At 34.9% G+C, this 22933-nt stretch carries 23 protein-coding genes; 10 read left to right on the top strand and 13 right to left on the bottom strand.

All coding sequences use genetic code 11. The features are described from left to right. Positions 1-10: 10 nt before the first annotated feature. On the bottom strand, positions 11-961 hold the full coding sequence (gene ribF / locus Q4493_RS08595; protein WP_303451583.1) for a bifunctional riboflavin kinase/FAD synthetase: 951 nt from the start codon (positions 959-961) through the stop codon (positions 11-13). Between the two features lie 133 nt (positions 962-1094). Further along, complete coding sequence (gene murJ, locus Q4493_RS08590; protein ID WP_303451581.1) at positions 1095-2666, bottom strand: murein biosynthesis integral membrane protein MurJ; 1572 nt, start codon at positions 2664-2666, stop codon at positions 1095-1097. 247 nt (positions 2667-2913) lie between these two features. Between murJ and rpsT the strand changes: the two genes are divergently transcribed. Further along, entirely contained in the window at positions 2914-3174 is a 261-nt protein-coding gene (rpsT, locus tag Q4493_RS08585) for a 30S ribosomal protein S20 (protein WP_303451579.1), read from the top strand. A gap of 158 nt (positions 3175-3332) precedes the next feature. After that, positions 3333-4985 (top strand): Zn-dependent hydrolase, encoded by a 1653-nt coding sequence (locus Q4493_RS08580; protein ID WP_303451578.1) that lies wholly within the window; start codon positions 3333-3335, stop codon positions 4983-4985. 67 nt (positions 4986-5052) lie between these two features. Here the strand turns inward: Q4493_RS08580 and prsT are convergent, their stop codons facing one another. Beyond that, positions 5053-7848, bottom strand: a complete 2796-nt coding sequence (gene prsT, locus Q4493_RS08575; protein WP_303451576.1) for an XrtA/PEP-CTERM system TPR-repeat protein PrsT — start codon at positions 7846-7848, stop codon at positions 5053-5055. A 275-nt stretch (positions 7849-8123) separates the two neighbouring features. Between prsT and Q4493_RS08570 the strand changes: the two genes are divergently transcribed. Beyond that, the gene (locus Q4493_RS08570) at positions 8124-8972 is read left to right on the top strand and encodes a PEP-CTERM sorting domain-containing protein (RefSeq protein WP_303451574.1); all 849 of its coding nucleotides are present in this window, start codon (positions 8124-8126) and stop codon (positions 8970-8972) included. A gap of 145 nt (positions 8973-9117) precedes the next feature. Here the strand turns inward: Q4493_RS08570 and Q4493_RS08565 are convergent, their stop codons facing one another. The 4 genes from Q4493_RS08565 to Q4493_RS08550 form a co-directional block, all read right to left on the bottom strand. Further along, positions 9118-9861: a tRNA-uridine aminocarboxypropyltransferase gene (locus tag Q4493_RS08565; RefSeq protein ID WP_303451572.1), complete on the bottom strand. Its 744-nt coding sequence runs from the start codon at positions 9859-9861 to the stop codon at positions 9118-9120. A 148-nt stretch (positions 9862-10009) separates the two neighbouring features. Further along, the gene (locus tag Q4493_RS08560) at positions 10010-10810 is read right to left on the bottom strand and encodes a DUF2884 family protein (RefSeq protein WP_303451570.1); all 801 of its coding nucleotides are present in this window, start codon (positions 10808-10810) and stop codon (positions 10010-10012) included. Between the two features lie 294 nt (positions 10811-11104). Further along, a complete protein-coding gene (locus Q4493_RS08555; RefSeq protein WP_303451569.1) occupies positions 11105-11314 on the bottom strand; it encodes a cold-shock protein in 210 nt (69 codons plus the stop codon). A gap of 196 nt (positions 11315-11510) precedes the next feature. Continuing rightward, complete coding sequence (locus Q4493_RS08550; RefSeq protein ID WP_303451567.1) at positions 11511-12038, bottom strand: RNA methyltransferase; 528 nt, start codon at positions 12036-12038, stop codon at positions 11511-11513. A 113-nt stretch (positions 12039-12151) separates the two neighbouring features. On the opposite strand from Q4493_RS08550, the gene Q4493_RS08545 reads away from it, so the two are divergent. From Q4493_RS08545 to Q4493_RS08535, 3 genes are all read left to right on the top strand, one after another. Further along, on the top strand, positions 12152-12916 hold the full coding sequence (locus Q4493_RS08545; protein ID WP_303451566.1) for a class I SAM-dependent methyltransferase: 765 nt from the start codon (positions 12152-12154) through the stop codon (positions 12914-12916). Positions 12917-13236: 320 nt separating this feature from the next. After that, entirely contained in the window at positions 13237-13887 is a 651-nt protein-coding gene (lepB, locus tag Q4493_RS08540; RefSeq protein ID WP_303451565.1) for a signal peptidase I, read from the top strand. 117 nt (positions 13888-14004) lie between these two features. Next, positions 14005-14805 carry a peptidylprolyl isomerase gene (locus tag Q4493_RS08535; RefSeq protein WP_303451564.1) on the top strand — a complete coding sequence of 267 codons (801 nt, stop codon included), beginning with the start codon at positions 14005-14007 and terminating at the stop codon, positions 14803-14805. A 157-nt stretch (positions 14806-14962) separates the two neighbouring features. Here Q4493_RS08535 and arfB read toward each other — a convergent pair whose 3' ends face one another. The 3 genes from arfB to Q4493_RS08520 all read right to left on the bottom strand — a co-directional run bounded on the left by arfB (position 14963) and on the right by Q4493_RS08520 (position 16619). Then, complete coding sequence (gene arfB / locus Q4493_RS08530; protein ID WP_303451563.1) at positions 14963-15382, bottom strand: alternative ribosome rescue aminoacyl-tRNA hydrolase ArfB; 420 nt, start codon at positions 15380-15382, stop codon at positions 14963-14965. A gap of 73 nt (positions 15383-15455) precedes the next feature. Further along, positions 15456-15812: a ribosome-associated translation inhibitor RaiA gene (raiA, locus tag Q4493_RS08525; protein WP_303451562.1), complete on the bottom strand. Its 357-nt coding sequence runs from the start codon at positions 15810-15812 to the stop codon at positions 15456-15458. A gap of 318 nt (positions 15813-16130) precedes the next feature. After that, positions 16131-16619, bottom strand: a complete 489-nt coding sequence (locus Q4493_RS08520) for a GNAT family N-acetyltransferase (RefSeq protein WP_303451561.1) — start codon at positions 16617-16619, stop codon at positions 16131-16133. A 337-nt stretch (positions 16620-16956) separates the two neighbouring features. Between Q4493_RS08520 and Q4493_RS08515 the strand changes: the two genes are divergently transcribed. Together Q4493_RS08515 and Q4493_RS08510 are read left to right on the top strand one after the other, a co-directional pair. Beyond that, positions 16957-17286 (top strand): DUF3718 domain-containing protein, encoded by a 330-nt coding sequence (locus Q4493_RS08515; RefSeq protein WP_303451560.1) that lies wholly within the window; start codon positions 16957-16959, stop codon positions 17284-17286. A 188-nt stretch (positions 17287-17474) separates the two neighbouring features. Continuing rightward, entirely contained in the window at positions 17475-18584 is a 1110-nt protein-coding gene (locus Q4493_RS08510) for a 1-acyl-sn-glycerol-3-phosphate acyltransferase (protein ID WP_303451559.1), read from the top strand. A gap of 109 nt (positions 18585-18693) precedes the next feature. Here the strand turns inward: Q4493_RS08510 and Q4493_RS08505 are convergent, their stop codons facing one another. From Q4493_RS08505 to Q4493_RS08495, 3 genes are all read right to left on the bottom strand, one after another. Continuing rightward, on the bottom strand, positions 18694-20133 hold the full coding sequence (locus Q4493_RS08505; protein ID WP_303451558.1) for a hypothetical protein: 1440 nt from the start codon (positions 20131-20133) through the stop codon (positions 18694-18696). A 217-nt stretch (positions 20134-20350) separates the two neighbouring features. After that, the gene (locus Q4493_RS08500; RefSeq protein ID WP_303451923.1) at positions 20351-20659 is read right to left on the bottom strand and encodes an AzlD domain-containing protein; all 309 of its coding nucleotides are present in this window, start codon (positions 20657-20659) and stop codon (positions 20351-20353) included. Continuing rightward, on the bottom strand, positions 20659-21369 hold the full coding sequence (locus Q4493_RS08495; RefSeq protein WP_303451921.1) for an AzlC family ABC transporter permease: 711 nt from the start codon (positions 21367-21369) through the stop codon (positions 20659-20661). The genes Q4493_RS08500 and Q4493_RS08495 overlap by 1 nt, the downstream gene beginning before the upstream one ends. 203 nt (positions 21370-21572) lie before the next feature. Here Q4493_RS08495 and Q4493_RS08490 point away from each other — a divergent pair, with 203 nt between their 5' ends. Further along, on the top strand, positions 21573-22325 hold the full coding sequence (locus Q4493_RS08490) for an SDR family oxidoreductase (RefSeq protein ID WP_303451557.1): 753 nt from the start codon (positions 21573-21575) through the stop codon (positions 22323-22325). 36 nt (positions 22326-22361) lie between these two features. Further along, positions 22362-22751, top strand: a complete 390-nt coding sequence (locus Q4493_RS08485) for a ribosome recycling factor family protein (RefSeq protein ID WP_303451556.1) — start codon at positions 22362-22364, stop codon at positions 22749-22751. Positions 22752-22933 lie beyond the last annotated feature (182 nt).

The following is a 22933-nucleotide window of genomic DNA, read 5'->3' as shown; positions in this document are numbered from 1 at the left end:
TGCATATTAATCAATCTAAGCTTAAAGCCTGCGTGAATTGCCAAGCTTGCTCACTATCTTTACTAATTTGTTGTTTTAATTCATCAAGCGAATTAAAACGCTGTTCTTCGCGTAGTTTATGCAATAAAACCACTTCTATAGATTGTCCATAAATATCTTGTTGAAAATTAAAAATATGAACTTCTAACTGTTGTCTAATACCTGACACGGTAGGCCTTGAACCTATATTCGCCACGCCAAAAAAGTCACCGTCATGCGTATTTACTTTGACAACATACACACCCGATACAGGCGATACTCGCCTTTTCAACAAAACATTAGCGGTTGGAAAACCTAATTCACGCCCTCTTTTATCGCCATGAAACACTCGACCAATAATAGAATATGGCCGACCTAACATTTGCTCTGCTGCTTTTAAGTGATTATTTTCAAGTGCTTTACGTATTTCCGTACTACTTATTCTACACGCTGATACTTTATAACTTGCGGTATCAGAAACACCAAAATCAAAACGTTTACCTGCATCACATAACGTCTCAAAATTTCCTCGACGATTTTTACCAAAATGAAAATCATCACCAATAATCAAATATTTGACATTTAATTGTTCAACCAATAATTTTTCAACAAAATCTTTTGCCGTTAACTGAGCAAATTTTTGATTAAAGTTAACACAAATTAAACGTTCAACACCTAAACGCTCAAGTAAAACATACTTATCTCTTAATCGTGTTAAGCGCGCAGGCGCTGATTCAGGTGAAAATAACTCTTGTGGTTGAGGTTCAAACACCAAAACCGTAGCAATACAATTTAAACGCTTAGCTTTTTCCACGAGCGCTTTAATGACTTGTTGATGGCCTAAATGAACGCCGTCAAAATTACCAATGGTTAGTACACAGCCTTTACTATCAATCGAATCTTCGACTGACTTTATATTGTGGATACCACGTATTAACTGCATTAAACCAACAAACCTTTCTAACCTTATTCGTTATTTTCTAAAAAAGAAAAGCAACTTTACCTAAAAAATCGACGAATTATAGCGTAGTCATTAGTAAGAATCAGCACTTGAGCGAAATTTGTTAGTAATTTTTTTACTTTGTTGAAATTACCTTAAAATCTTTAAATCGTACCCCTAACAAAAGTATCGAAACAAAGTAACAAATTCCCCCACAAAAAATACAAAAGATTAATTGTAAAATTTGCTCGATAAAGGAAAAGGCTAACCAACTTTCAAAAGGTGGTGATAAGTAATAAACAACGAATGCCATCACAATTGATGATAAAACCACTTTAGCGATGAGTGTTTTTGCAGCTGTCGTTAAGCAATATACATTTTGCGTTTTCAACCCACTATATAACCAATAAGCATTTAAACTGGCCGATAAAGTCGTAGCTAAAGCTAAGCCAACATAGCCGAAAAATGGCGCTAAAATAATATTAAACGCCATGTTAGCAACCATAGCTTTAATGCCAATTTTTACTGGGGTTTTTGTATCTTGCCTAGCATAATATCCAGGAGCTAATACTTTAATAAACATAAAGCTAACTAACCCAGAAAGATAGGCGAATAACGCAAAAGAAACCTGTACAACATGGAATTGAGTAAATTCACCTCGCATAAAAAGGATCATAATAATCGGCTGAGCTAATACCATTAAGCCCACTAACGCTGGCCAACCAAAAAGGTTAATAATTTTAATGCCCCAATCTATGGTCAAAGAAAACTCATCATGGCTTTTCTGAGTATGAAGCTTAGCTAAACTAGGTAATATAACTGTAGCGATGCCAATACCAAAAAGCCCTAAAGGAAACTCTAATAATCTATCAGCATAATAAAGCCAACTAACAGAGCCTGTAACTAATAACGTGGCAATTTGCGTATCAAGTAATAAATTTATTTGCGTAACAGAAACACCGAATAAAGCCGGTGCCATCAGTTTTCTAATCTTATTCACGCCTTTCGTTCGCCACCCCCACGTAGGCTTAACTAAGGCTCCTGAGCGATATAAAAACGGCAACTGAAAAAGAAACTGCACCAATCCGCCAAGAAAAACGCCCCACGCCAATGCATATTCAGGACTTTCAAACCAATCATGCCCAAATATTGCCATTGAAATAATGCAGACATTTAGTAATACCGGCGTGAAAGACGACACAGCAAATCGCCCATAGGTGTTTAAAATAGCACCTGAAAGCGCAGTTAAACTAATAAACCATAAATAAGGAAAAGTGATTTTTAATAAGCTTGAAGCCAAGTCAAACTTTTCACTGCCTTCTTGTTGAATAGACTCCATGTAAAATCCAGGACCAAACAACATTACAATTAACGGTGAAGCAATCATGCCAAATAAAGTCACTAAGGTAATGATGACACCTAAGGTTCCTGAAACTTGGCCTATTAATTTTCGGGTTTCTTGTGTTTTATTATCCAGATCATTTTGATGATATTCACTTAATACAGGTACAAAGGATTGAGCAAACGCACCTTCTGCAAAAAGGCGCCTCAGAAAATTAGGTATTTTATTAGCAAAGAAAAACGCATCCGCGGAAGCACCGGCTCCCATCAAATTGGCAATAACAACGTCTCTGACCAACCCCAGCACTCTTGATACTAAAGTCATTGCACTCACTATCAAGCCTGATTTAACTAATTTTCGACTCAAGATACCCTCAAATAAAACACTTATTTTTATAATAGAATTATGCGTTGTTTTTACCTTGTTAAACAAGTCATTATTCCCTTGAGTCATGAGAAATTTGTTTGTTATGTAAAAAACTCAGTAAAGGCTTGCGATGAAACATAGGAACAAGTTAAAATAAAACATCGAAAAGGTTTGACAATACGCTGAAAAAAAGGCATATTTCGTCGCCTTAAATTTAGGCTATATTTAATCATTTTAGGAGTTCACCTTGGCTAATTCAAAGCAAGCTAAGAAGCGCGCAACACAATCAGAAAAGCGCCGTCAACACAATGCAAGTCGTCGCTCAATGATGCGTACTTTATTAAAGAAAGTTAACGCTGCAATTGAAGCCGGTGACAAAGAAACTGCAACAGCAGAATTTGTTGCAGCGACACCAATTCTTGACCGTTACGCAAGTAAAGGTCTTATTCATAAGAATAAAGCAGCACGTAGCAAAAGTCGTTTAAACGCAGCTATTAAAGCACTTTAATTTTTTTGAATTAAATTTGTAAAAAGCCGGCAATTGCCGGCTTTTTTTTCGCCTAAATTCAAGTTCCTCCCATAAAGATTCGCATATTCACTTATAACGGTTGCCATTAGTCTTATATTTTTTTAGTCTCTAACCAATAATTACAAAAAGGTTAGATCATGAAACTTTCAAAAATTGCAGCAATTGTTGTTTTAGCAACGTCATCTCTTACAGGTTGTATAGAACAAACCCCAACCAATAACCAAACCGTAGAGCTTATTCCTGAATATGAAAACAAGCTTGATATTTATAAAACCGTCAAACTTTCCAGTGATATTTCACATTTAACATCTGATCAAAAACAAATGCTTTCATTCTTAATAGAAGCGTCGGATATTATTGATGGCTTATACTGGCAACAAGCCTTTGGTGAAGATAAAGATAGCTTCCTAGCAAAAATCACCAATGAGCAAGTCAAACAGTTCGCACAAATCAATTACGGTCCATGGGATCGATTAAATGGTGATAAAGCTTTTATTGCCGGCGTAGATGCAAAACCATTAGGTGCACAATTCTACCCTGCAGATATGACAAAAGCAGAGTTTGAGCAATCTAATGTTGACGATAAAACCGGTTTGTACTCGGTTATAAAAAGAGATGATAATGGTAAGTTAACTTCCATTGCTTATTCAGAGCTTTATAGTGATGAGCTAAATCGAATAGCCGTTATTTTAGAAAAAGCCGCAACTTTTGCTCAAGACAAAGAATTTGCACAATATTTAAAAATGCGCGCGCAAGCATTAAGAACCGATGATTATCAAGCATCAGATTTTGCTTGGATGGACATGAAAAACAATCCAATCGATGTAGTAATTGGTCCTATTGAAACGTATGAAGACCAATTATATGGTTATCGAGCTGCTTTTGAGTCATATGTCCTTGTGAAAGATATGGCATGGAGTGAAAAACTCGCAAAATATGCGGCCTATTTACCTGAACTACAAAAAGGTTTACCGGTAAATAAAAAGTATAAGAAAGAAACGCCTGGCTCTGATGCAGATTTAAATGCCTATGATGTGGTTTATGTTTCAGGCCATGCAAATTCAGGTGGTAAAACAATCGCGATAAACTTGCCAAATGATGAACAAGTTCAATTAGAAAAAGGTACTAGGCGTTTACAACTTAAAAACGCAATGCGAGCAAAATATGATGCAATCATGCAACCTATTGCTCAAATGTTAATTGTGCCAGAGCAACGTGAAAACGTAACTTTTAACGCCTTTTTTGCTAACACTATGTTTCATGAAGTAGCACATGGTTTAGGCATTAAAAATACTATAAATAACAAAGGTACCGTCAGACAAGCTTTGAAAGAACATGCTTCGGCCTTAGAAGAAGGCAAAGCTGATATTCTTGGTTTATATATGATCAGTCAATTGCTTGAGAAGAAGGCAATCACTGAAGGTGAATTAGCTGACTACTACACCACCTTTTTAGCAGGAATATTCCGCTCGGTACGCTTTGGCGCAAGTTCAGCGCATGGTAAAGCGAACATGGTCAGATTTAATTACTTTGCTGAACACGGCGCATTTACCCGCAATGAACAAGGTTTATATGCGGTAAACATGGAAAAAATGACAGAAGCAATTGATTCACTTTCCTCGCTGATATTAACAATACAAGGTGATGGCGATTACCAAGGTGTACAAAAGCTAGTTGATGAAAGCGGTGTTATCGGTGAGCAACTCGCACAAGATCTTGCGAAATTATCAGCCGGTAATGTTCCTGTAGATATTGTATTTGAACAAGGTAAGAAAGTACTTGGGTTATAAATAAAAAGTGAGGCTATTTAGATAATAGCCTCACTTTTTTTAAATGTTTTTATACTGTTTAATATTGTTAAGATTCTAATTTAACTAATAATTTTTTTGCATGTTCTTTTTCAGAAAAATCTTGCGAAGAGCCTGTAGCTTCCTTCAGATATTTAATCGCTTCATTTTCACGTTTCAGCATCACTAAATTTACTGCAAGATGATACTTAATTTCGGCATTATCTGATTCTATTGCTAGCGCATTTCGAAATAGGTTTAAGGCTTTTTCAGGTTGTTTAGACTTAGTGTATGCCCAAGCCATTGTATCCATTATCGCGACGTTATTAGGCAACTTTTCAAATGCTTGCTTTGCAAATTTAAGCGCTTTATCTGTTTCGCCAAGCGAGATATTAACGATTGATGCATTATTTAATAGTATTGGCATTGAGCCATTTAATTCAATTTGACTATCATAAAGTTCGGCTGCTTTTTTAACCTGATCATTCAATACATATGTGTCAGCTAAAGCAATGGCAATCACAGTGTTTTTAGGGCCTTTAGCATGCCGTTCAGTCAAAATATCAATAGCTTCATCAAGTTTATTCTGCGCGATCAATGCCTGAGATAAACTTAATATTGTTTTTTGTGATTGATCCAGAACTAAAGATTCACGGTAAAATTTTTCTGCTTCAGAATATTTTTCTATTTGTAAAAAAACATCGCCCTTTAGTGCAAGTATTAACGCAGGGAATTCAATTTTAGTCGTTAAACTATTAATTACCCTAAACGCTTCTTCTTCATGATTATTTCTTGCTAATAAACCTATTAATTTTAGATAAGCACTGATGTGGTTTTCGTTCCAAGCAATCGCCTTTTGAAGATTTCCAATTGCTGCTTCAGGGTTTCTCATTTGGAGTTGTGCATCAGCAAAAGCCGATAACATTGCGGATTTATCAGCGGCATGTTTTACGGCTAATTGAAATGAGTTGGTTGCTTTGTCAAACTTTTTATTGGCTAAGTAAAATCCGGCTAACCTTTGTTGAATTTGAGCATTTTTATTATTTCTCGAAATAAATTCTGCTGCGACACTGATAGATTTTTCAATATCATTCTTTGCAGAGTAAATATCGAGCACTTTGTTTACAGCGAGTGTGCTATCTCTATTTAAACTATACGCTTTTTCATAATAATTTCTTGCTTGGTCAATCTCACTTTTTTGCGTAAACGTATTACCTAATTCTACTAATAACATCGCTTGCTCTGGAAAAGTTTCCAGTTTTGCTAACAGTCTTGTTCTTGCATTTGTCACCTTACCTTCAATCATATCCATTCGAGAAAGGTGTACAATAGCTTCAATATTATTCTCATCTAAACTTAAAGCTTGATTAAAACTTTCTCTTGCTTCTATATGCTTGTTAAGTGTGCCTAGTAAAGTTCCTTGTTGTAAATAAAGGAAACTACTATTCGGATCAGCGTTAATTAACGTCACGATTATATCTAATGCTTTTTCAAACTGTTTCGATTGCTGATAGGCTTGAGATAATTTAAAGGTAAATTGAGGATTATCTTGAGAAAGCTCTTTCGCCTTAACAAGGTTTTCAATAGCTTTATTCGTTTGCCCCATATTTAATTGAAGATTACCTAAGTCTAAAAAAGCATTTGCTGATAATGGTAAAGCTTTCACAACATCAGCAAAATATAACTCAGCTTTTTCAACTTCACCTGTCAAATGATAAGCCTTTCCAAGTAAAGACCAAATTTGGACATCATCAGGATCTAATAATCGCGCTTTAATTAAGTGATTCTTTGCAGAATAGGCTTCATTCAAAGCGAACTCTACTTGGGCAATTAACTTAATCGCACGAATATCATCACTAACTATGCTTAAATAATCACGTAAATCATCTTGTGCTTTTAAGAACTCCCCTTGATTAAAATTAACGAGGCCCGCTAAATAATAATAAATCGGGTTTTCTTTCATTATGTCATCAGGCATACCAGTTAAAACGATATCAAGATGACTTGTCGTTTTAGAGAACTCTTCTGATAACCCTAGGGCATTAGTAATAATTGCTTTTAAATAATTAGCCCTAGGTTCGTTAGGAATATCTTTTAAGATAACATTGACGTCAGCCAATCCTTCCGTAAATTTTTGTTGCTCAATATAAATACTAGCTCTCGTCAATAAAGCAGGAAAGTGTTTAGCATTAATAGAGATTGCTTCACTAATCGCTTTAACTGCCAGTTCAATATCACCTTGAATCTGATGAATACTTGCCTTTATTTGCATCGCATTCGTATTTAGAGGCGCAAGCTCAAGCGTATGTTGAATGTTTTTAAGCGCGTCATCAAATTGATTTCTTTTATAAGCAACCTGAGCTAAGCCAAGTAACGCATCGGGATTTTTGGGATTTAATTTTAACGCATTTTCATATTCTTCTTTCGCCAATACCGCATTGTTTTTATTAAATAAGGCACGACCTTTTAAAACCAATATATCACTAGATAATTTATCGCTTTCAGGTAAAGGGATAGCTTTATCGATGACTTGGTCAAATTTATTTTGTAATAAATAAGCCTCAAGCATCAACAAAAGAATTTTTTTATCATCAGCATTGCCTTGTTCAGCAAACTCCAACTCGATTTCAGCTCCCGCGCCATCACCTTGAGCAATTAATATTTCAGCCATAAGAATACGAGATGGCAAATGTTTTGGATTGTTTTTTAAAGCATTTTTTAGATGAATAACCGCGGCATTCAAGTCTTCCATGTAAAAACTTTTTAACGCATTTTCAAACGGCTCATTACTACTCGATTGCGCAGCAACTATAGATCCACTCAGTAAAACACTAATACCAAAAGCTAATATTTTTTTGGTTGGCATTCCTTTAATCCCCATTATACTTTTACAGTCCAAAATAATGACTCTTTAATAATTGTTGTTGCCTATGATATGATAAATACATTCAATACAGCAACTATATTACTACTGTCTAAGTTTTTTACACTCATCGAGAATACGATAAGTCAAAAACAACAAAACAATTAACAAACCACTGAAAATTAACAATTATTTTTTTATGGCTCAGTATTTGCTTAATTACAGGTAATTGTAAGTATACTTTAGCTAACATTTAAAAATTTAAGGTTCGAAATAGTATGAAATGTTTAAAATGGATTGCACTTTCAGCATTATCTTTATCATGTATTACTGCTACTGCGGGAAATATCCCTGCGACAACAATTCATGATAACTATATAGGGGCTGGTTACTCTGATGATGTAAAGGGTTACGAAAGCATTTATGATATATCAAAGATGGAAGTATCAAGAACTGGTACTCAAATGACGGTTGATATTTTCACAAATTTTGTTGGCAAAAATGATGATTACGGTATTGTGTTTGGCGACTTATTTATGTCAACTAATGTGACTAACTTTGATTCACCTTGGAAACCAAATAGTGCCAATGATACTTGGAATAACACTAACTGGAATTATGCTTACACCATTCAAGATTGGGAAAGAGGGAATGGTGGTGAATGGGATGATCGAGACAACACTTCAGGTGGTCAAGGTCGTTTAGTTTCAGGTTTCGATTCAGGTGATTTAAAGTATTCAAACAATTCTTCTAATCGTCATAATCAAGCTGTGTCATTGAAAAATACGAGTTACTATTCTCCATATAATTCTAAAAATGCCTATGACAATATACATTATAATGGTAACACTTATGATGCAGATTCTACATACTGGAATTCAAAGTGGAGTAACTGGTCTGCAGGTAACGGAAAAATTTCTTTTACGTTTGATGTAGCAAATACGTTATTAGAAACGGCAAATCAAATTGCATTCCGTTGGACTATGTCATGTGCTAATGACATTATCGAAGGTTTAGTTTCAGTTAGAGACCCAGACAATCAAGTTAAAGTGCCTGAGCCTCAAACGTTATTATTAATGTTATTAGGTATGGCTGGTATCGCTTACCGCCGTAAAAATAACACTTAATAAACAGTAAACATACCACGAAAAAACGACCTTTTAGGTCGTTTTTTTATGCCTTCAATAAATAGCAAATATGCCCTTTACTCTTATTGAATTTAGCTTGGCTGTTATTCCCTATGCATAGAGTACATTAGATCTGCTAAATATTTTAATTATTATACTCTTGCACTAACGACTCATATCTTTGTTGTGCTTGTGGGTCCCCTTTATTCGTTTGGCAAACACTTTTCTGATATTGATAACTATAAACATCAAACCAACTATCTAAAATTCTAGCATTTTCAAGCTCACCTGCCACCGCAAGTACTTGTGCAGCGACTTCTGCAGTACAAAGCTGATTAATTTTTTCTGAACTTCTTAATTGATATTTAGGCAAATAATCTTGATGAATAAACGTTTGAGGGTTTATTGAAAGTAAAGGTAACCCTGATAAATACGGACTTTTTCGAAATATTTTTTTAGCTTCCCGCCAACTACCATCAAGCACAATAAATAATGGTTTTTTCTTACTTTGAGTATCAATTTTTTGATTAAATACTTGTTGATTTTCTTTTGCGTATTCTGCAGGAAAAACAATATATGGTTGCCATTTTTCATCGTTAATTAATGCTATCAAGGCTTCATCAACAGTTGTTCTCGACCACAAAAATGCAAAAGTTTCTGGAATTAAATCTGCAATTAACTTTCCAGTATTGCTGGGCTTAAGTACTTCGGTATCGTACATCAATAATAAAAAACCAACATTGCTTCTTAGCGATATTTTTAGCTGGCAAACACAATTCTCCTTAGCTAACTGACATAATTCACAGCGAATCAATCGTTGTCCTCTAGATTTATATTCAGTAGTAGAAATGCTTTTACGGTATTGGAATAAGCGATTAACAGCGTGCATGAAATTGTAATTATTGAAACTAATTTGAAGATATTTTAAAAGATCCCCTCCTAAATAAACAGTAGTAATACATTACAAGATACGCTTTACGTTTTTTCTATACAAAAAAGGCGCATTTAAGCGCCTATTCAAATCTAAATACATTAATCTAAGCTTTATTTCTTTTATCTATATCAGCTGAAATTACATTAAAGCCGGATAGCGCTTTGATACTTTGACTCAATTGAGTTTCTATCCCGTCAATCTTATAAACGGTATGACACAGAGCCTCTCCTCGTTTTTCCAGTTTATCAGCACGATGCTCTATGTCACGCTCAATTTGCTCACCAAAATCTTCCATTCTTGCTTCAAAAGCGTCCATATCACCACCAGCAAATAACATCTCTTGCCCTATCGCAATCAATAAACTTCCTAGTGAATTTTGAATAGTATCCTCTACTGCGGCTTCAATACGTTGTTCCAATTCATTATTAAAAAAATCGTCACCAAAATCACCGTTTTCATCGATATAAAAATCTTTCTCACTATTGAATCGTTTTTCTACTTCGTCACGGATACCATATAAATGTGCAGTAAGGTCTTCACCAACATTATTGTTTTCACCCAATAACTCATTAAAAGCTAAGTTTACGCCTTCGACAGCAATTTCAATGGCATCAAAAGCAAGTTCTTTTGCTTCTGGCAATACAGAGCGAATACTTGACGAGTATTCCAACACTAACGACTGCTGATAATCATTGAGCTCAACTTCTTCCCCATTAACAATGAGTGTTTCATTATTAATGATTTTATAAAGAGGCTTATCATTTTTAGTAAATTCAATATAATTTTTATTAATTCTTACACCGGCGTTTAATTCAATATCACATGAATCAGAAGAAAAATGAGTATCATGTGCGAATGTAGTTGTAGTTGTGAGTAAAACAGCTGTAGCAAGTAATGATTTCATTGAAAGACCCTTTATTGTATTAACACATATTGTCTGTTTATCTATTCAAAACCAATGCCAAGTAGTAACCAGTTGAATTAAAAGAGGTATTTACAATATGGTGAGTTAATATATGTCGTGTTAAATAAAGAAGTGATGAAAAAAACAAAAAAGTAGTGAATTAAACCACCCATATTTAAAGCATGAGCACCCTAAACCCAATTGTATATTTGCTAAATTTTAGGCATTAAAAAAGGATAAGATTACAAATCTTATCCTTTCATTAATTTATATTTTCTAAAGTGAAAATTTAAATTATAAAGCTACGATATTTTCAGCTTGAGGACCTTTTTGGCCTTGAGTAACTGTAAACTGAACTTTTTGACCTTCTGCTAAAGTTTTGAAACCGTCGCCAGAAATCGCGCTGAAGTGTGCAAACACGTCAGGACCAGATTCTTGCTCGATAAAACCAAAACCTTTAGATTCGTTGAACCATTTAACTGTACCAGTAGTTGTCTCAGACATAATGCTTTCCTATTTAATTTGAGTAATTTTTTGCCCTAAGGCGATGTTGCAGGAAGTGTAACTATTACTTATCAAACGGGACGAGCTACTAATAACGCGATACGATGTATATAAAAATAGGTCTTACTTTCTAGCTGATTTGAATTCTAATGATTTACAGCTCAGAGTCAAGTTATTTCGTTTTTATAGTCGATAGTTAATCATTCTTGTTTATTTTGATTTTATTATTTGTATCTCTACTTTGTTGAATTAGTTCATTACTCACATCTAAATGTTCAGATTTAGCAAGGCGATCATATAAAACCACATTGACGGTAGCTGCTAAGTTCATACAACCTATTGTTGGCACATACACAACATGATCAGCGGCATCGACAACCTCTTGACTAATACTACCATCTTCAGGGCCTAATATATAAAGTGCATGTTCAGGATGTTTAAACAAAGGTAATGGTGTTGCACCTTCAACCAGTTCAACACAAATCACTTCTACATTTTTATCTTTAGTCGCCATGAGTGACTCTACCGGTGTTAATGGAATTCGTTTCGTCATATTTTTTGTATCAGTAGAGAATTTCGCCGCCTGCTGATATCGCTGTCCCGTGTAAACCACTTGATTTACCCCATAACAACCTGCTGCTCTCATAACAGCCCCAACATTACTTGGGCTCTTCGGGTTTGTTAATCCGATCACTACCGTAGAATTTTGAACTTCATTTTTCATATTTTTTAATCGACATAGGCATCATTTACCATAAAGTAGTAATTTTATTGCTTTTAAAGATGGGTGCCAAGTGTTACATCTATATAAAACTCAACCCAATAGAAAGGATTATTATGAAAATAAAGCAAATTGCGCTAATCACAATAACACTGTTGTTAGGAACAAATGCTTCTGCACAAAAGAATTCTTTGCAACAAAACATCCAAGAAGTCATGAAGATGCCTCATAGAACAGATGCCGATAAAATACGTGACGCTAACCGTTCACCGGCTCAAGCGCTGTCATTTTTTGGATTTAAGCAGAATATGAAAGTCATTGAACTGGCACCAGGTAATGGTTGGTACACAAAAATATTGGCGCCGTTATTAGCAGAGAATGGCGAACTTCATCTTGCCTATAAAGATGAATGGTTAACAGGTTTAGACCCTATTCTTTCTCAAAAGGGTTTTGAATCTACAGTAAAACTACCGATTGAACTATCGTGGAACAATCAAGAATATAGATATGATTTAGGAAAACTATCTTTTGGCATGACAGATGCTGATATGGTTTTAAATATTCGCGAGTATCATAATTTTAACTTAACCGATAAAACTACATTAAATAATGAAGTGTTTAACTCACTAAAACCAGGCGGAATATATGTCATTGTAGATCATTCTCGACGTCATATGGCGGTTGAAACCAGAGAGCTAGCCCGAAGAGAAGATCCTGTAAAAGTGATATTAGAAGTACAATCAGCAGGTTTTATTTTAGAAAAGTCTTCTGACATCTTCTATCGCCCTGATGATGAACTACGGTATGAAGTAGGCCGTAAAACAGTGACCGGAAATACCGACAGATTTACTTTGGTGTTTAGAAAACCAGAAATAAAATAGTATATATAAACTAAATTCCTTAAGTTTTTCAGTAATAAACTCAAGGAATGAACAACTCAATGGATTAACGCATTTTGTATCTATTGTTATACCGTCTATCAAAAACTATCAAAAGCTATAGAATTTAAAACCAATAAAGTAAGTTGTTACTCCACCTTTAAGCTGTGAGAACAATAGAATGACGCAACACTTCACCCATGGATATTCATAATTTGTTACATAAACGGTTTAACATTTAACTAAAGCATAGGAACTAATGCCAAGGAACTAAACCTAATCTTATTCATCCTAATTTCAAACGTCTTTTAAAGGAAAAATTTATGAGAAATATGGTTAGTAAAGTGTGGATTGAGAACAAATCGTTAATCGTTTTTATTACCCTAATGTTAATTTTCAGAAGCGCTGTAGCTGATTGGAATGATGTACCTACTGGCTCAATGAAACCGACAATTGTTGAAGGTGATCGAATACTGATCAATAAGCTTGCTTATGATCTTAATATGCCTTTCACCCAACAATCTTTAATAAAATTAGCCGATCCAAAAGTCAATGACATTATTATTTTTGAATCCAAAGTTGCTGGGAAGCGACTTGTGAAAAGAGTGATAGGGGTGCCTGGTGATATTGTGTCTATGTCGGATAACAAATTAACGATTAACCAAAGAACAATACCGTATAGCGAAATAAAAGTGCATGATGATAAAGTCATCCTTAACGAGAACTTAGCGCACAATACTCACACAATTCAACTTACTAAGACTTTTTCACCATTGAGAAACTTTAATGCTGTAAAAGTACCACAAGGCCACTATTTAGTCTTAGGAGATAACCGGAATAACAGTGCCGACTCTCGCGTGATTGGTTTTGTACCACGTCATGAAATAATTGGTCGTTCGTCCAAAGTTGTCTTATCGCTAGATTACAATAACTACTTCTTACCAAGAACAGAAAGATTCTTGCATGATATATAAAAAGATTAGTCCCTTTTTATGAATAGGTAACCGACAAGTCGCAAACAAAAATCACTTGTCGTTTACCTGCTAACTTATTATTATCCTCGCCTTGATTTTATACAAACATCCAAATTTATGACTAAAAATATTTTTAAAAACCTACTTACCCCATTGTTATGTACTTTAGGCTTAATCAGCATTTCCGCTCAAGCGACTATCGTAGAATTTCAAACCTCTCACGGTAACTTTAAAGTTAATTTACATGATGAGACGACACCAAAAACGGTTGAAAACTTTTTAAACTATGTCAACAGCGGTAGTTATAACGACACTATCATTCATAGAACCGTTGATAATTTCATTATTCAAGGTGGTGGTGCAAAATTTGAGGGAACATTACCCCCTAGTTGGATTGACGTGGAAGACTCCATTATTAACGAGCCAGTTTATTCAAATGTAAAAGCAACAATCGCTATGGCTAAACAAGGTGGAGTTGTCAATAGTGCAACCAGTCAGTGGTTTATCAACTTAGAAAATAACAGTACATCTGGCGCACAATTAGATACTCAAAATGGTGGCTTTACTGTTTTTGGCGAAGTGATTGAAGACGGTATGGATGTCGTCAATTTAATTGCTGCTGTTGAGCGTTGTAATACAGGATATTCAGGCTTTCAAGAGTTACCAATGCCCGACTATGCTGAGCAATGTTCTGATTCAAGCGCGGTGCCAAGCGTTGAAAATTTTGTGACTATTTATCAAGTGGTTATTTTTGATTCAACCGTGAAAACTGACAGCGATTTAAGCTCAGTTAGAAACACTAGTTTAAATAATGATACAGATGCCCCTACGGGAAGTGAAAAAAGCGGTGGTGGCACGCTAATCTGGTACACATTAGTTTTTCTTGGCCTATTAATAAGCTTTCGTCAAAAAAGCTAATCATGATAAGAGTAAGTGCTGGTTAAGTGCTTACTCTTACTTTTCTTTCAACTCTGCTTTTCACTAGCTACTTTCAACTAAATCCAAAAACTCTAAGCTCTAAGCTCTAAGCTCTAAAAAGGATAGCATTCCTTAAAGCTCAACACCTTTTCAACGATTAATAACTCACTTTTGTACGAAGCGATTTTGTTTGGCTGCGTTTCGTTTTTCCATCGAGACGCTTGCGAGTAGAAGATTTCGTTGGTTTGGTCGCTTTTCTTACCTTTTGCACAACCGCCACACCTTTGATCATTTGTACTAAACGCTCAATGGCATCGGCTCTATTTTTTTCTTGAGTTCGAAACTGCTGGGCTTTTAATACTATCTCTCCTTGATTATTTATCCGTTGATCTTTCATCGCTAATAAGCGCTCTTTATAAAAATCAGGCAGTGAAGATTGTTGAATATTAAAACGAAGGTGAATAGCAGAAGACACTTTATTGACATTTTGCCCTCCAGCACCCTGAGCACGAATAGCAGTAAGCTCTATTTCACTTAACAACAGTTCAACATTATTTGAAATACTTAGCTCAGACATGATAATAAAAACTTTGTTGGATCGAAAAACAGGAACCTAAGTTCCTGTTTTCATTAAATGGAATGAAATCACCTTAACCAAGGTTTAATGCTTGCACCTTTTCATGGGCAATATCAGGACTGGTTGCAACAGGTTTCGCGTGTAAGTTTGCTTTTAATTGTCCTTTTCTATGTTTTAATGCAGCATCTAATTTTTTAGCTGCGCTCGCAATGGCAGGATACATCACCGTATCATCACTTGAAACGGAAACTGTTACTCCTTCATAATTTGTGCTTAGCTCAACATGATGCTTGCCATGCTCTAACGAAATAATAACTTCTAATGCAATAAGGGTTGGGAAATGTGTGGCGATTTTTGAAAACTTTTCTTCAATATGTTCTCTGATAGAGTCTGAAACTTCTACATGGTGACCAGAAAGATTTATTTTCATAGCTTTTCCTTTTTGTTGTTGCTCATACTAAGACTCGGGCGAAAAGCCAAAAAACGCAAGTAGAATAAGCGAAAAATTTGATAAAAGTCATCAAGCGGTTAAATTTAAAACAAAAATATATTAAATTATCTTCAATTCAAACCTTCACTTGGTCATTTAAATTTCGTAAAGGTTAAATTTTATCAATCACAGCGATAATATTGTATTTAATAAAGGGAAATACATTCTATTAAAAAAGGGAATTTAGCTTATCGCATGCAATGAATAACTCACTTAATCATTTGAAGGTTGTTTACTTGAAACATCACCAGAGATATTTTAAACAGGGTTACGTAATTCATATAAATTGACTTTCTCAACATTAATATCAAGTAATATTTGTTTTTCAAATTCAAACCCTAATTTAACCAATAAGTTTGATGATGCTTGATTGTCAGGATTACAAATGGCTTGAAGCTTATTAAGATGAAGTACCGTTTTGGCATAATTCACCACTGCGCTGGCCGATTCAAAACCGTAGCCTTTACGGCAATGTTTATCTAAAAAAGCAAAGCCGATTTCAGGATATGTAATACCTTCTCTTTTAATCAACCCAGAAATACCAATAGGCTCACCGCTTTGTTTTAGCTCACAACAATAAAGGCAAAACCCAAGTGAATTATGCATCGCTAAAGGGCCTGATGAAATATAATGCCAAGCATCAGCTAAATTTCGAACATTTTTGTCACCAATATTTTTAATAAATGTCGGTTCGTTTAATAACGTTAAAATCATCTTTTGATCATTTTTTGTTAATAATCTCAACATTAATCTTTCTGTCTCTAATATCACCATTTAATTTTACTCTATTAATTACAATCAATTTATCATTTAAACAAATCCCAAAAAACTTACCTAGCAATAACATTCATTCGCAATGAAAGATTGAAATAAAAATTATGCTTAAAGTTTATTTCAAAAACTTAAAGCATATAAAAAAATACAAACCAAATTTTAGCGAATTTGACCACTTAATAATTTTAAAGACTTACCCTTAAAATTATAGCAAGTCAGAAAAACAACATAAGCCATTGATAAATATACAATTATACATTTTGGCATTATGAGTGCAATACACAATTTAAGCATACACAGGAGAAGCACTATGAAAACAGTTACTAAAATTTTAACCACTTTAACCATTTCTTTATCATTAGTTGGACTTGCAAACGCATCAACATTGGTAGCTAAAGACAACAGCATTTCAACTGAATTATGTATGAAAGCAGCATCAGGTAGCCGAATTGCTATGAATAAAGCAATTAAAGAGTCGAGATTGAGCAATTCATACGTTGTTTATAACATAAAATGTAACGAAGAAAATATCACAGATTTTGTTAGTAAATATGGCAAGTCACCAGAAAAAATGAACGCCCTACTTAATCGTGGTCGTATTAAAGGACATGTCAGTATTAACGATATTGCCGCTTTATAATTTATCGACTTTTATAATTATCTGTCATTAAAATGCCGTTTTAATAAGCCACCTCCCACCACTTATTAACTCGGCATTTATTATTTGTAAAACTCTGCTTTACTATTCCACTTAAAATCCCTTTTGCGATATAATCTTTACGTAACATTTAATCCTTATGCTATTAGGCATTTATATAGAGAACGTTAATGTTTGATGATATTCGTCCTTATCGAGATGATGAGGTAAACCAAGTACTTCATAAATTAATTAATGAAAAAGAACTGCAAGAATCCATTGCGCAATTTTCACTCCCTTTTTTGAAGAAGTATCTTCCTTCTGTCGCTAATTTCATAGTGAAGTTAAGCTTAAGAAGCCGTTTAAAGAATATTCATTGCATTAACGATATTCAAATTGAAGTTGCGAAATATCTCGATAAAATCATTAAAAATAGCACCTCTGGATTTACCTATAGCGGATTAGCTAATTTCGATCATTGCAAACCATGTTTGTTTATCAGCAATCACCGAGATATTGTTTTAGATGCCGCATTAGTCAATTATGCACTGCATAAAAATAATATTGATACCGTTGAAGCAGCTGTTGGTGACAATTTGTTACACAAAGATTGGGTTGCTGATTTAATGCGGATCAACAAAAGCTTTATTGTTAAACGTAGCGAAAAAACCAAACGAGCAATGTTAACCGCCTCAAAACAATTATCGAGTTACATCCATCATAGTTTAACCGAGAAAAAACAAAATATTTGGATCGCACAAAAAGAAGGCCGCGCCAAAGATGGCATAGATAAAACGAATGCTGCGTTAATCTCGATGTTATTGTTAAATAAAAATAAAGAAACAAGCATTGCTGATTATCTCGATGAATTAAATATAATTCCTGTGTCTATTTCTTATGAGTTTGATCCCTGTGATCACGACAAAGCTAAAGAGCTTGCAGAAAGACAAGCGACAGGAAGTTATCAAAAGCATGAAAACGAAGATTTGAAAAGCATTACTCAAGGGATATTAGGCCAAAAAGGTAAAGTACACGTTAGTTTTTGTCAGCCAATAAAAGGCGATTTTGAAGACAGTAAAGCAATTGCACTTGCCATTGATAATCAAATTATTAAGCATTATAAGCTCTACAAAAGTAATTTAAGTGCATATGAGCAGCTAAATGATTCGAGCAATACTGTAAGTTTAAATGATGCGCTTAACGAACGAGTTCAACAATTAACACAAGAACAAAAACATTGGCTGTTAACTATGTATGCAAACCCGGTGTTATCCAAAAAATCATTAGAACAAGTTTTATAGTATTAATTTTTCAGCTTGACTGTTCCCAAAGCTCTTTGCAAATAATAGCCAAGAAAAAACCGCCAATGGGCGGTTTTTTTCTATTCATAAATCTTGTTTAAAAATAGCGTTACTTTTGGCGATAAAATGCCGACATCGCTTTATACAAGGAATATAAATCAACTTTTGAGCCAACCGCATACGGCGAATGAATAGAAAGAATTGGCACGCCAAAATCAATCACTTCCATATTATCGTTTGACAAGTCACTGCCGATGGTACCGCCTGATGCTTTACCTTTATAAGTAGATGTTTGCCATTTAATATTATGATTATCTAAATAATTGCGTGTCCATGCCATATATTCTGAATTCGCATTAAACCCACCACCATAGAGTTTTAAATTGATACCATTACCTAAGCGTGGTGCATTACCTAATTCCCAAACACTTGACCAAGTTGGGTTAACACCAGGGTTAACGTCAGCCGAAATCACTTTGGTATTACGTAATACTTTTCGTAACAGATAATCGTTATAGTTTTCTGCTTTTTCGTTATATAACATGCCGCTTAATAAATCGACAAGATACGTTGAACTTGCGCCAGTGTTATTAATATTGCCAACTTCTTCGTTATCAACAAGATACGCTATTGAAGTATATTCAGGAGTTTCTTGTTCAAAAATAGCGTAAACCGCTGCAATAGAAGAAGCTTTATCATCATGACCATAAGCAGCAATTAAACTGCGATCTAAGCCAACATCACGAGGTTTAGTCGCAGGCACTAACGCTAATTCAGAAGAAACGAGATCGGCTTCTGTAATGCCGAATTCTTTTGCTAAATAATCAACAACTAGCGTTTTGACCTTTTTATCAAAATCAGGTTTTGCCGCAACAATAACATCTAATTCTTCTTTACTGATAACGTTACGACTTGTGCGACTTCTGTTAGGATGGTCAACATGCGGCGCTAGATCTGGCACCATAAAAATCGGATCGTTTTCATCAAAGCCTACCGAAATATTGACGACTGAGCCGTCTTTTTTATCAACTCGACCGACTAAAGCTAAAGGAATATTCACCCATTGATAGGTTTTGATTCCACCATGGACATACGTTTGAAACATAGCAAATTTTTGCTTTTCATAAACAGGACGACCTTTTAATTCTAAACGCGGTGAATCAATATGAGCACCGACAATTCTTGTCCCTTGCTCTAAACCCTTTTTCCCGATGACAATCAACGAAATAGTACGATCACGATTTACATCATAAAAACGTGCACCAGGTTTTAAATTACTTTTTTCTGTTAAACGCTTAAACCCTGCTTTTTCGGCACGCTTAATCGTCTCGGTTACGAAAGTTAACTCTGTTGGAGTTTTGTAAATATAGTCTTTATAGTCTTCACCATACGCCTCAACAGCCGATAATTCTTTCTTTGAAAGGCTTAACCAACTTGACGTTTGTTCATGTTTTTCAGCCGACTTGGTTTTCTCAAAAGCAAAACTGCCTGTAGAAAATGCAACTGAGGTGATAATAGCGATAGTGGATAATGTTGTTTTAATATTCATTAAATTATTGTTCTCATAATAAATCTCGTTCGTATAATAAGAGTGATTTATTAGTGAAAACAAGAGTAAAAGCCGTATAAATCGTTAAACGGTATAAAATAGATGTTAAATTGACATTTGCAACAAGTAAATAATTGCTTTTTCAACTTAATGGGTAAAAAAACAAGCAATAAATAATCACTAAAATTTTTTTAAGAACACATCAAATAAATTGTTTTTAGAGCATTTTCAAGGCAATAAATAATGCACCGCTAGTAATAAGAATAAAGTAAATATTAACTTTTTTCGCCGCAAGCAACACTGCAACGGTTGCGGCAATAATATAGGGATTATTCAAAGATAACGCCAAAGTTCCTTCGCGAATAAAAATGATTGGCACCCAAATAGCCGTTAACACCGCAGGCGCACTAAAACTTAAAAAACTCACAACCTTGGCATTTAAACGTAACGGGATTTTGGGATGAATAAACAAATAACGCGTTAAAAACGTGATCATAGCCATCAATAAAATAGTCATTAATGTCATCACTTTATCTCCTGCGATTTAGATTTAACTTTTTGTTGGTAACGCAAAAGATAGTATCCGGCAAACATTCCCATTAACGCCGATAATACCAAGTCTAATTCCCAGCCTAATAATTTAAATATTACTGAGCAAAGGCCTGAAACAATAACAGCAACCAGAATAGAGCTGTTTTTAATCGATGGGATCACTAAAGCAATAAAAGTAACTGCGATGGCAAAATCTAAACCTAAAGAAGTTAAATCGGGTAAATAACTACCGGCAAAAATACCAATAATGTTCCAAAGCAACCAACAAATATAAAAACTTCCCCCCGAAGCTAAAGCATAAATAAGCCTAACTTTACCTTTAAATGCTCTGGTATGGGTCGAAAGCGCAAAAAGTTCATCGGTTAACAAAAAACCTAACGGGTAACGCCAGCGATTAGGCAATTCTTTCATTTTATCGCGTAACGATAAACCATAAAGAAAGTGTCGCGAGCTAATAATAAACGTGGTAAATAAAATAGTGGCTAACGGCGCATTCCCTCCGATTAACTCAGTCGCCACTAATTGTGCAGAGCCAGCAAAAACAATCAACGGCATCAATAAGGCTTCAAGAACTGAAAAATCACGTTGAATCGCCAAAGAGCCACACAATATCCCCCAAGGAATAACGGCTAAATTAAGTGGCATCATATCCATAAAACCTTTAACAACAATACGACTAGTCATGCTAAATTTAATTTTTGAAGCAGCCTTTGCTTGCTGTTTACTTTTCTTGGACATTGTCTTTTTTAACCTAGTTGTTTTTTGTTATTCGTTATTTGCATTTCGTTGAGCCAACCCGTGTATTTATTCGTTCGATATAAATTAATACTATTGATTTCATTGAATTTTTAATAGTATTGTATTTACCAAAATTGAACGATAAGTAAATGATGAAAGAAAATATTGCCTTGATAACCGGAGCAAGCCGAGGAATTGGCGCTGCAACGGCAAAACTCCTTGCTCAGCAAAATTTACATATAATAGTTCACTACCATAAAAATAAAGTTGCTGCGTTAACCGTTGTAAAGCATATTATTGAACATGGTGGCTCGGCACAAGCTATTCAAGCAGATATATCTCAACCATCTGATATTGTTAACTTATTTAATCAAATAGACCAAATTAACGGTAAGCTGACTATGTTAGTCAATAATGCCGGCATCTTATTCCAACAATCGACGATAGAAAATTTAAGTGCAGAAAGAATTAATAAAGTGCTAAGTACAAACGTCACTGGCTCGATATTGTGCTGTAAAGAAGCGGTGAAACGTATGGCGATAAAATATGGTGGTAAGGGCGGCTCCATAGTAAATGTTTCTTCAGCTGCCTCTAGGTTAGGCGCACCTGGCGAATATATTGATTATGCTGCAAGCAAAGGAGCCATCGATACGTTAACGACTGGCTTATCACTTGAGGTTGCTGAACAAGGTATTCGTGTTAACGGAGTTCGACCAGGCTTGATATACACCGAAATACATGCTGATGGTGGCGAGCCAAATCGCGTAGATCGCCTAAGTAATAATATCCCTATGAAAAGAGGTGGCCAACCCGAAGAAGTTGCCCAAGCCATAGTCTGGTTATTATCCGAGAAAGCGTCTTATGTTACAGGAAGCCATATTGATTTAGCCGGCGGAAAATAATGTAAATCATTAACGAACTGTTTTAAAATAAAAACAATGAAACGATTCCCCCATCAAACTAAAACGACCACGATCACCCTACCTTCTTTTTTAAGACGGGTGATGAAAGCATATGCAATTAAAGCGATCATTCGTGACGTTGGCTGCGATCTAGCAAGAATAGGTCGGTCAAGAAATTGGCAATTAACCGCAACTCCGGAAGAAATTCACCAAGTAATATCGTTAATAGAAAGTCAAGATGAAGAAAGCTGGTTGTGGGTGGCAAAAAAATTAAAACAAGATGGCCAACAATTCTCTCATAGTTTATTACTTGATATCGCGAAAAAAAATGATGGCATTACCGTCAATGAACTGATGGCTAAAACCGACTGTACCGTCATTCAAGCAAGAAAGGTGATTGACGAAATAGAATGGTCAGAAGAATAAAATAAAACGCTAAAAGTTGAATTTGAAGCTTTCAAAGACACTTCAGGATCAGACAAAACCATAAATAAAAAAGCACTCAAATGAGTGCTTTTTATTTAACTAAAACTGACCCGTCCTAAATAAGGTTGACACTTTTCCAGCAACAAATTGGAGAGAGTCATGAAATCAACCACTAAACGTAC

This window comes from Colwellia sp. 1_MG-2023 (assembly GCF_030546755.1).
GTDB lineage: Bacteria > Pseudomonadota > Gammaproteobacteria > Enterobacterales > Alteromonadaceae > Thalassotalea_H.
Note: the sequence above shows the minus strand (reverse complement) of the source record. Positions and strands in the feature narration are given on the sequence as shown.

Bases quoted from the DNA above. Each gene is read 5' to 3' on its own strand.
- Q4493_RS08535 (WP_303451564.1), top strand. From the start codon at position 14,005: ATGACTAAAAATATTTTTAAAAACCTACTTACCCCATTGTTATGTACT.
- Q4493_RS08545 (WP_303451566.1), top strand. From the start codon at position 12,152: ATGAAAATAAAGCAAATTGCGCTAATCACAATAACACTGTTGTTAGGA.
- Q4493_RS08560 (WP_303451570.1), bottom strand. From the start codon at position 10,810: ATGAAATCATTACTTGCTACAGCTGTTTTACTCACAACTACAACTACA.
- Q4493_RS08490 (WP_303451557.1), top strand. From the start codon at position 21,573: ATGATGAAAGAAAATATTGCCTTGATAACCGGAGCAAGCCGAGGAATT.
- Q4493_RS08570 (WP_303451574.1), top strand. From the start codon at position 8,124: ATGAAATGTTTAAAATGGATTGCACTTTCAGCATTATCTTTATCATGT.
- Q4493_RS08505 (WP_303451558.1), bottom strand. From the start codon at position 20,133: ATGAATATTAAAACAACATTATCCACTATCGCTATTATCACCTCAGTT.
- Q4493_RS08510 (WP_303451559.1), top strand. From the start codon at position 17,475: ATGTTTGATGATATTCGTCCTTATCGAGATGATGAGGTAAACCAAGTA.
- arfB (WP_303451563.1), bottom strand. From the start codon at position 15,382: ATGTCTGAGCTAAGTATTTCAAATAATGTTGAACTGTTGTTAAGTGAA.
- Q4493_RS08515 (WP_303451560.1), top strand. From the start codon at position 16,957: ATGAAAACAGTTACTAAAATTTTAACCACTTTAACCATTTCTTTATCA.
- Q4493_RS08580 (WP_303451578.1), top strand. From the start codon at position 3,333: ATGAAACTTTCAAAAATTGCAGCAATTGTTGTTTTAGCAACGTCATCT.
- raiA (WP_303451562.1), bottom strand. From the start codon at position 15,812: ATGAAAATAAATCTTTCTGGTCACCATGTAGAAGTTTCAGACTCTATC.
- ribF (WP_303451583.1), bottom strand. From the start codon at position 961: ATGCAGTTAATACGTGGTATCCACAATATAAAGTCAGTCGAAGATTCG.
- lepB (WP_303451565.1), top strand. From the start codon at position 13,237: ATGAGAAATATGGTTAGTAAAGTGTGGATTGAGAACAAATCGTTAATC.
- prsT (WP_303451576.1), bottom strand. From the start codon at position 7,848: ATGCCAACCAAAAAAATATTAGCTTTTGGTATTAGTGTTTTACTGAGT.
- Q4493_RS08555 (WP_303451569.1), bottom strand. From the start codon at position 11,314: ATGTCTGAGACAACTACTGGTACAGTTAAATGGTTCAACGAATCTAAA.
- Q4493_RS08495 (WP_303451921.1), bottom strand. From the start codon at position 21,369: ATGACTAGTCGTATTGTTGTTAAAGGTTTTATGGATATGATGCCACTT.
- Q4493_RS08500 (WP_303451923.1), bottom strand. From the start codon at position 20,659: ATGACATTAATGACTATTTTATTGATGGCTATGATCACGTTTTTAACG.
- Q4493_RS08520 (WP_303451561.1), bottom strand. From the start codon at position 16,619: ATGTTGAGATTATTAACAAAAAATGATCAAAAGATGATTTTAACGTTA.
- Q4493_RS08550 (WP_303451567.1), bottom strand. From the start codon at position 12,038: ATGAAAAATGAAGTTCAAAATTCTACGGTAGTGATCGGATTAACAAAC.
- Q4493_RS08565 (WP_303451572.1), bottom strand. From the start codon at position 9,861: ATGCACGCTGTTAATCGCTTATTCCAATACCGTAAAAGCATTTCTACT.
- Q4493_RS08485 (WP_303451556.1), top strand. From the start codon at position 22,362: ATGAAACGATTCCCCCATCAAACTAAAACGACCACGATCACCCTACCT.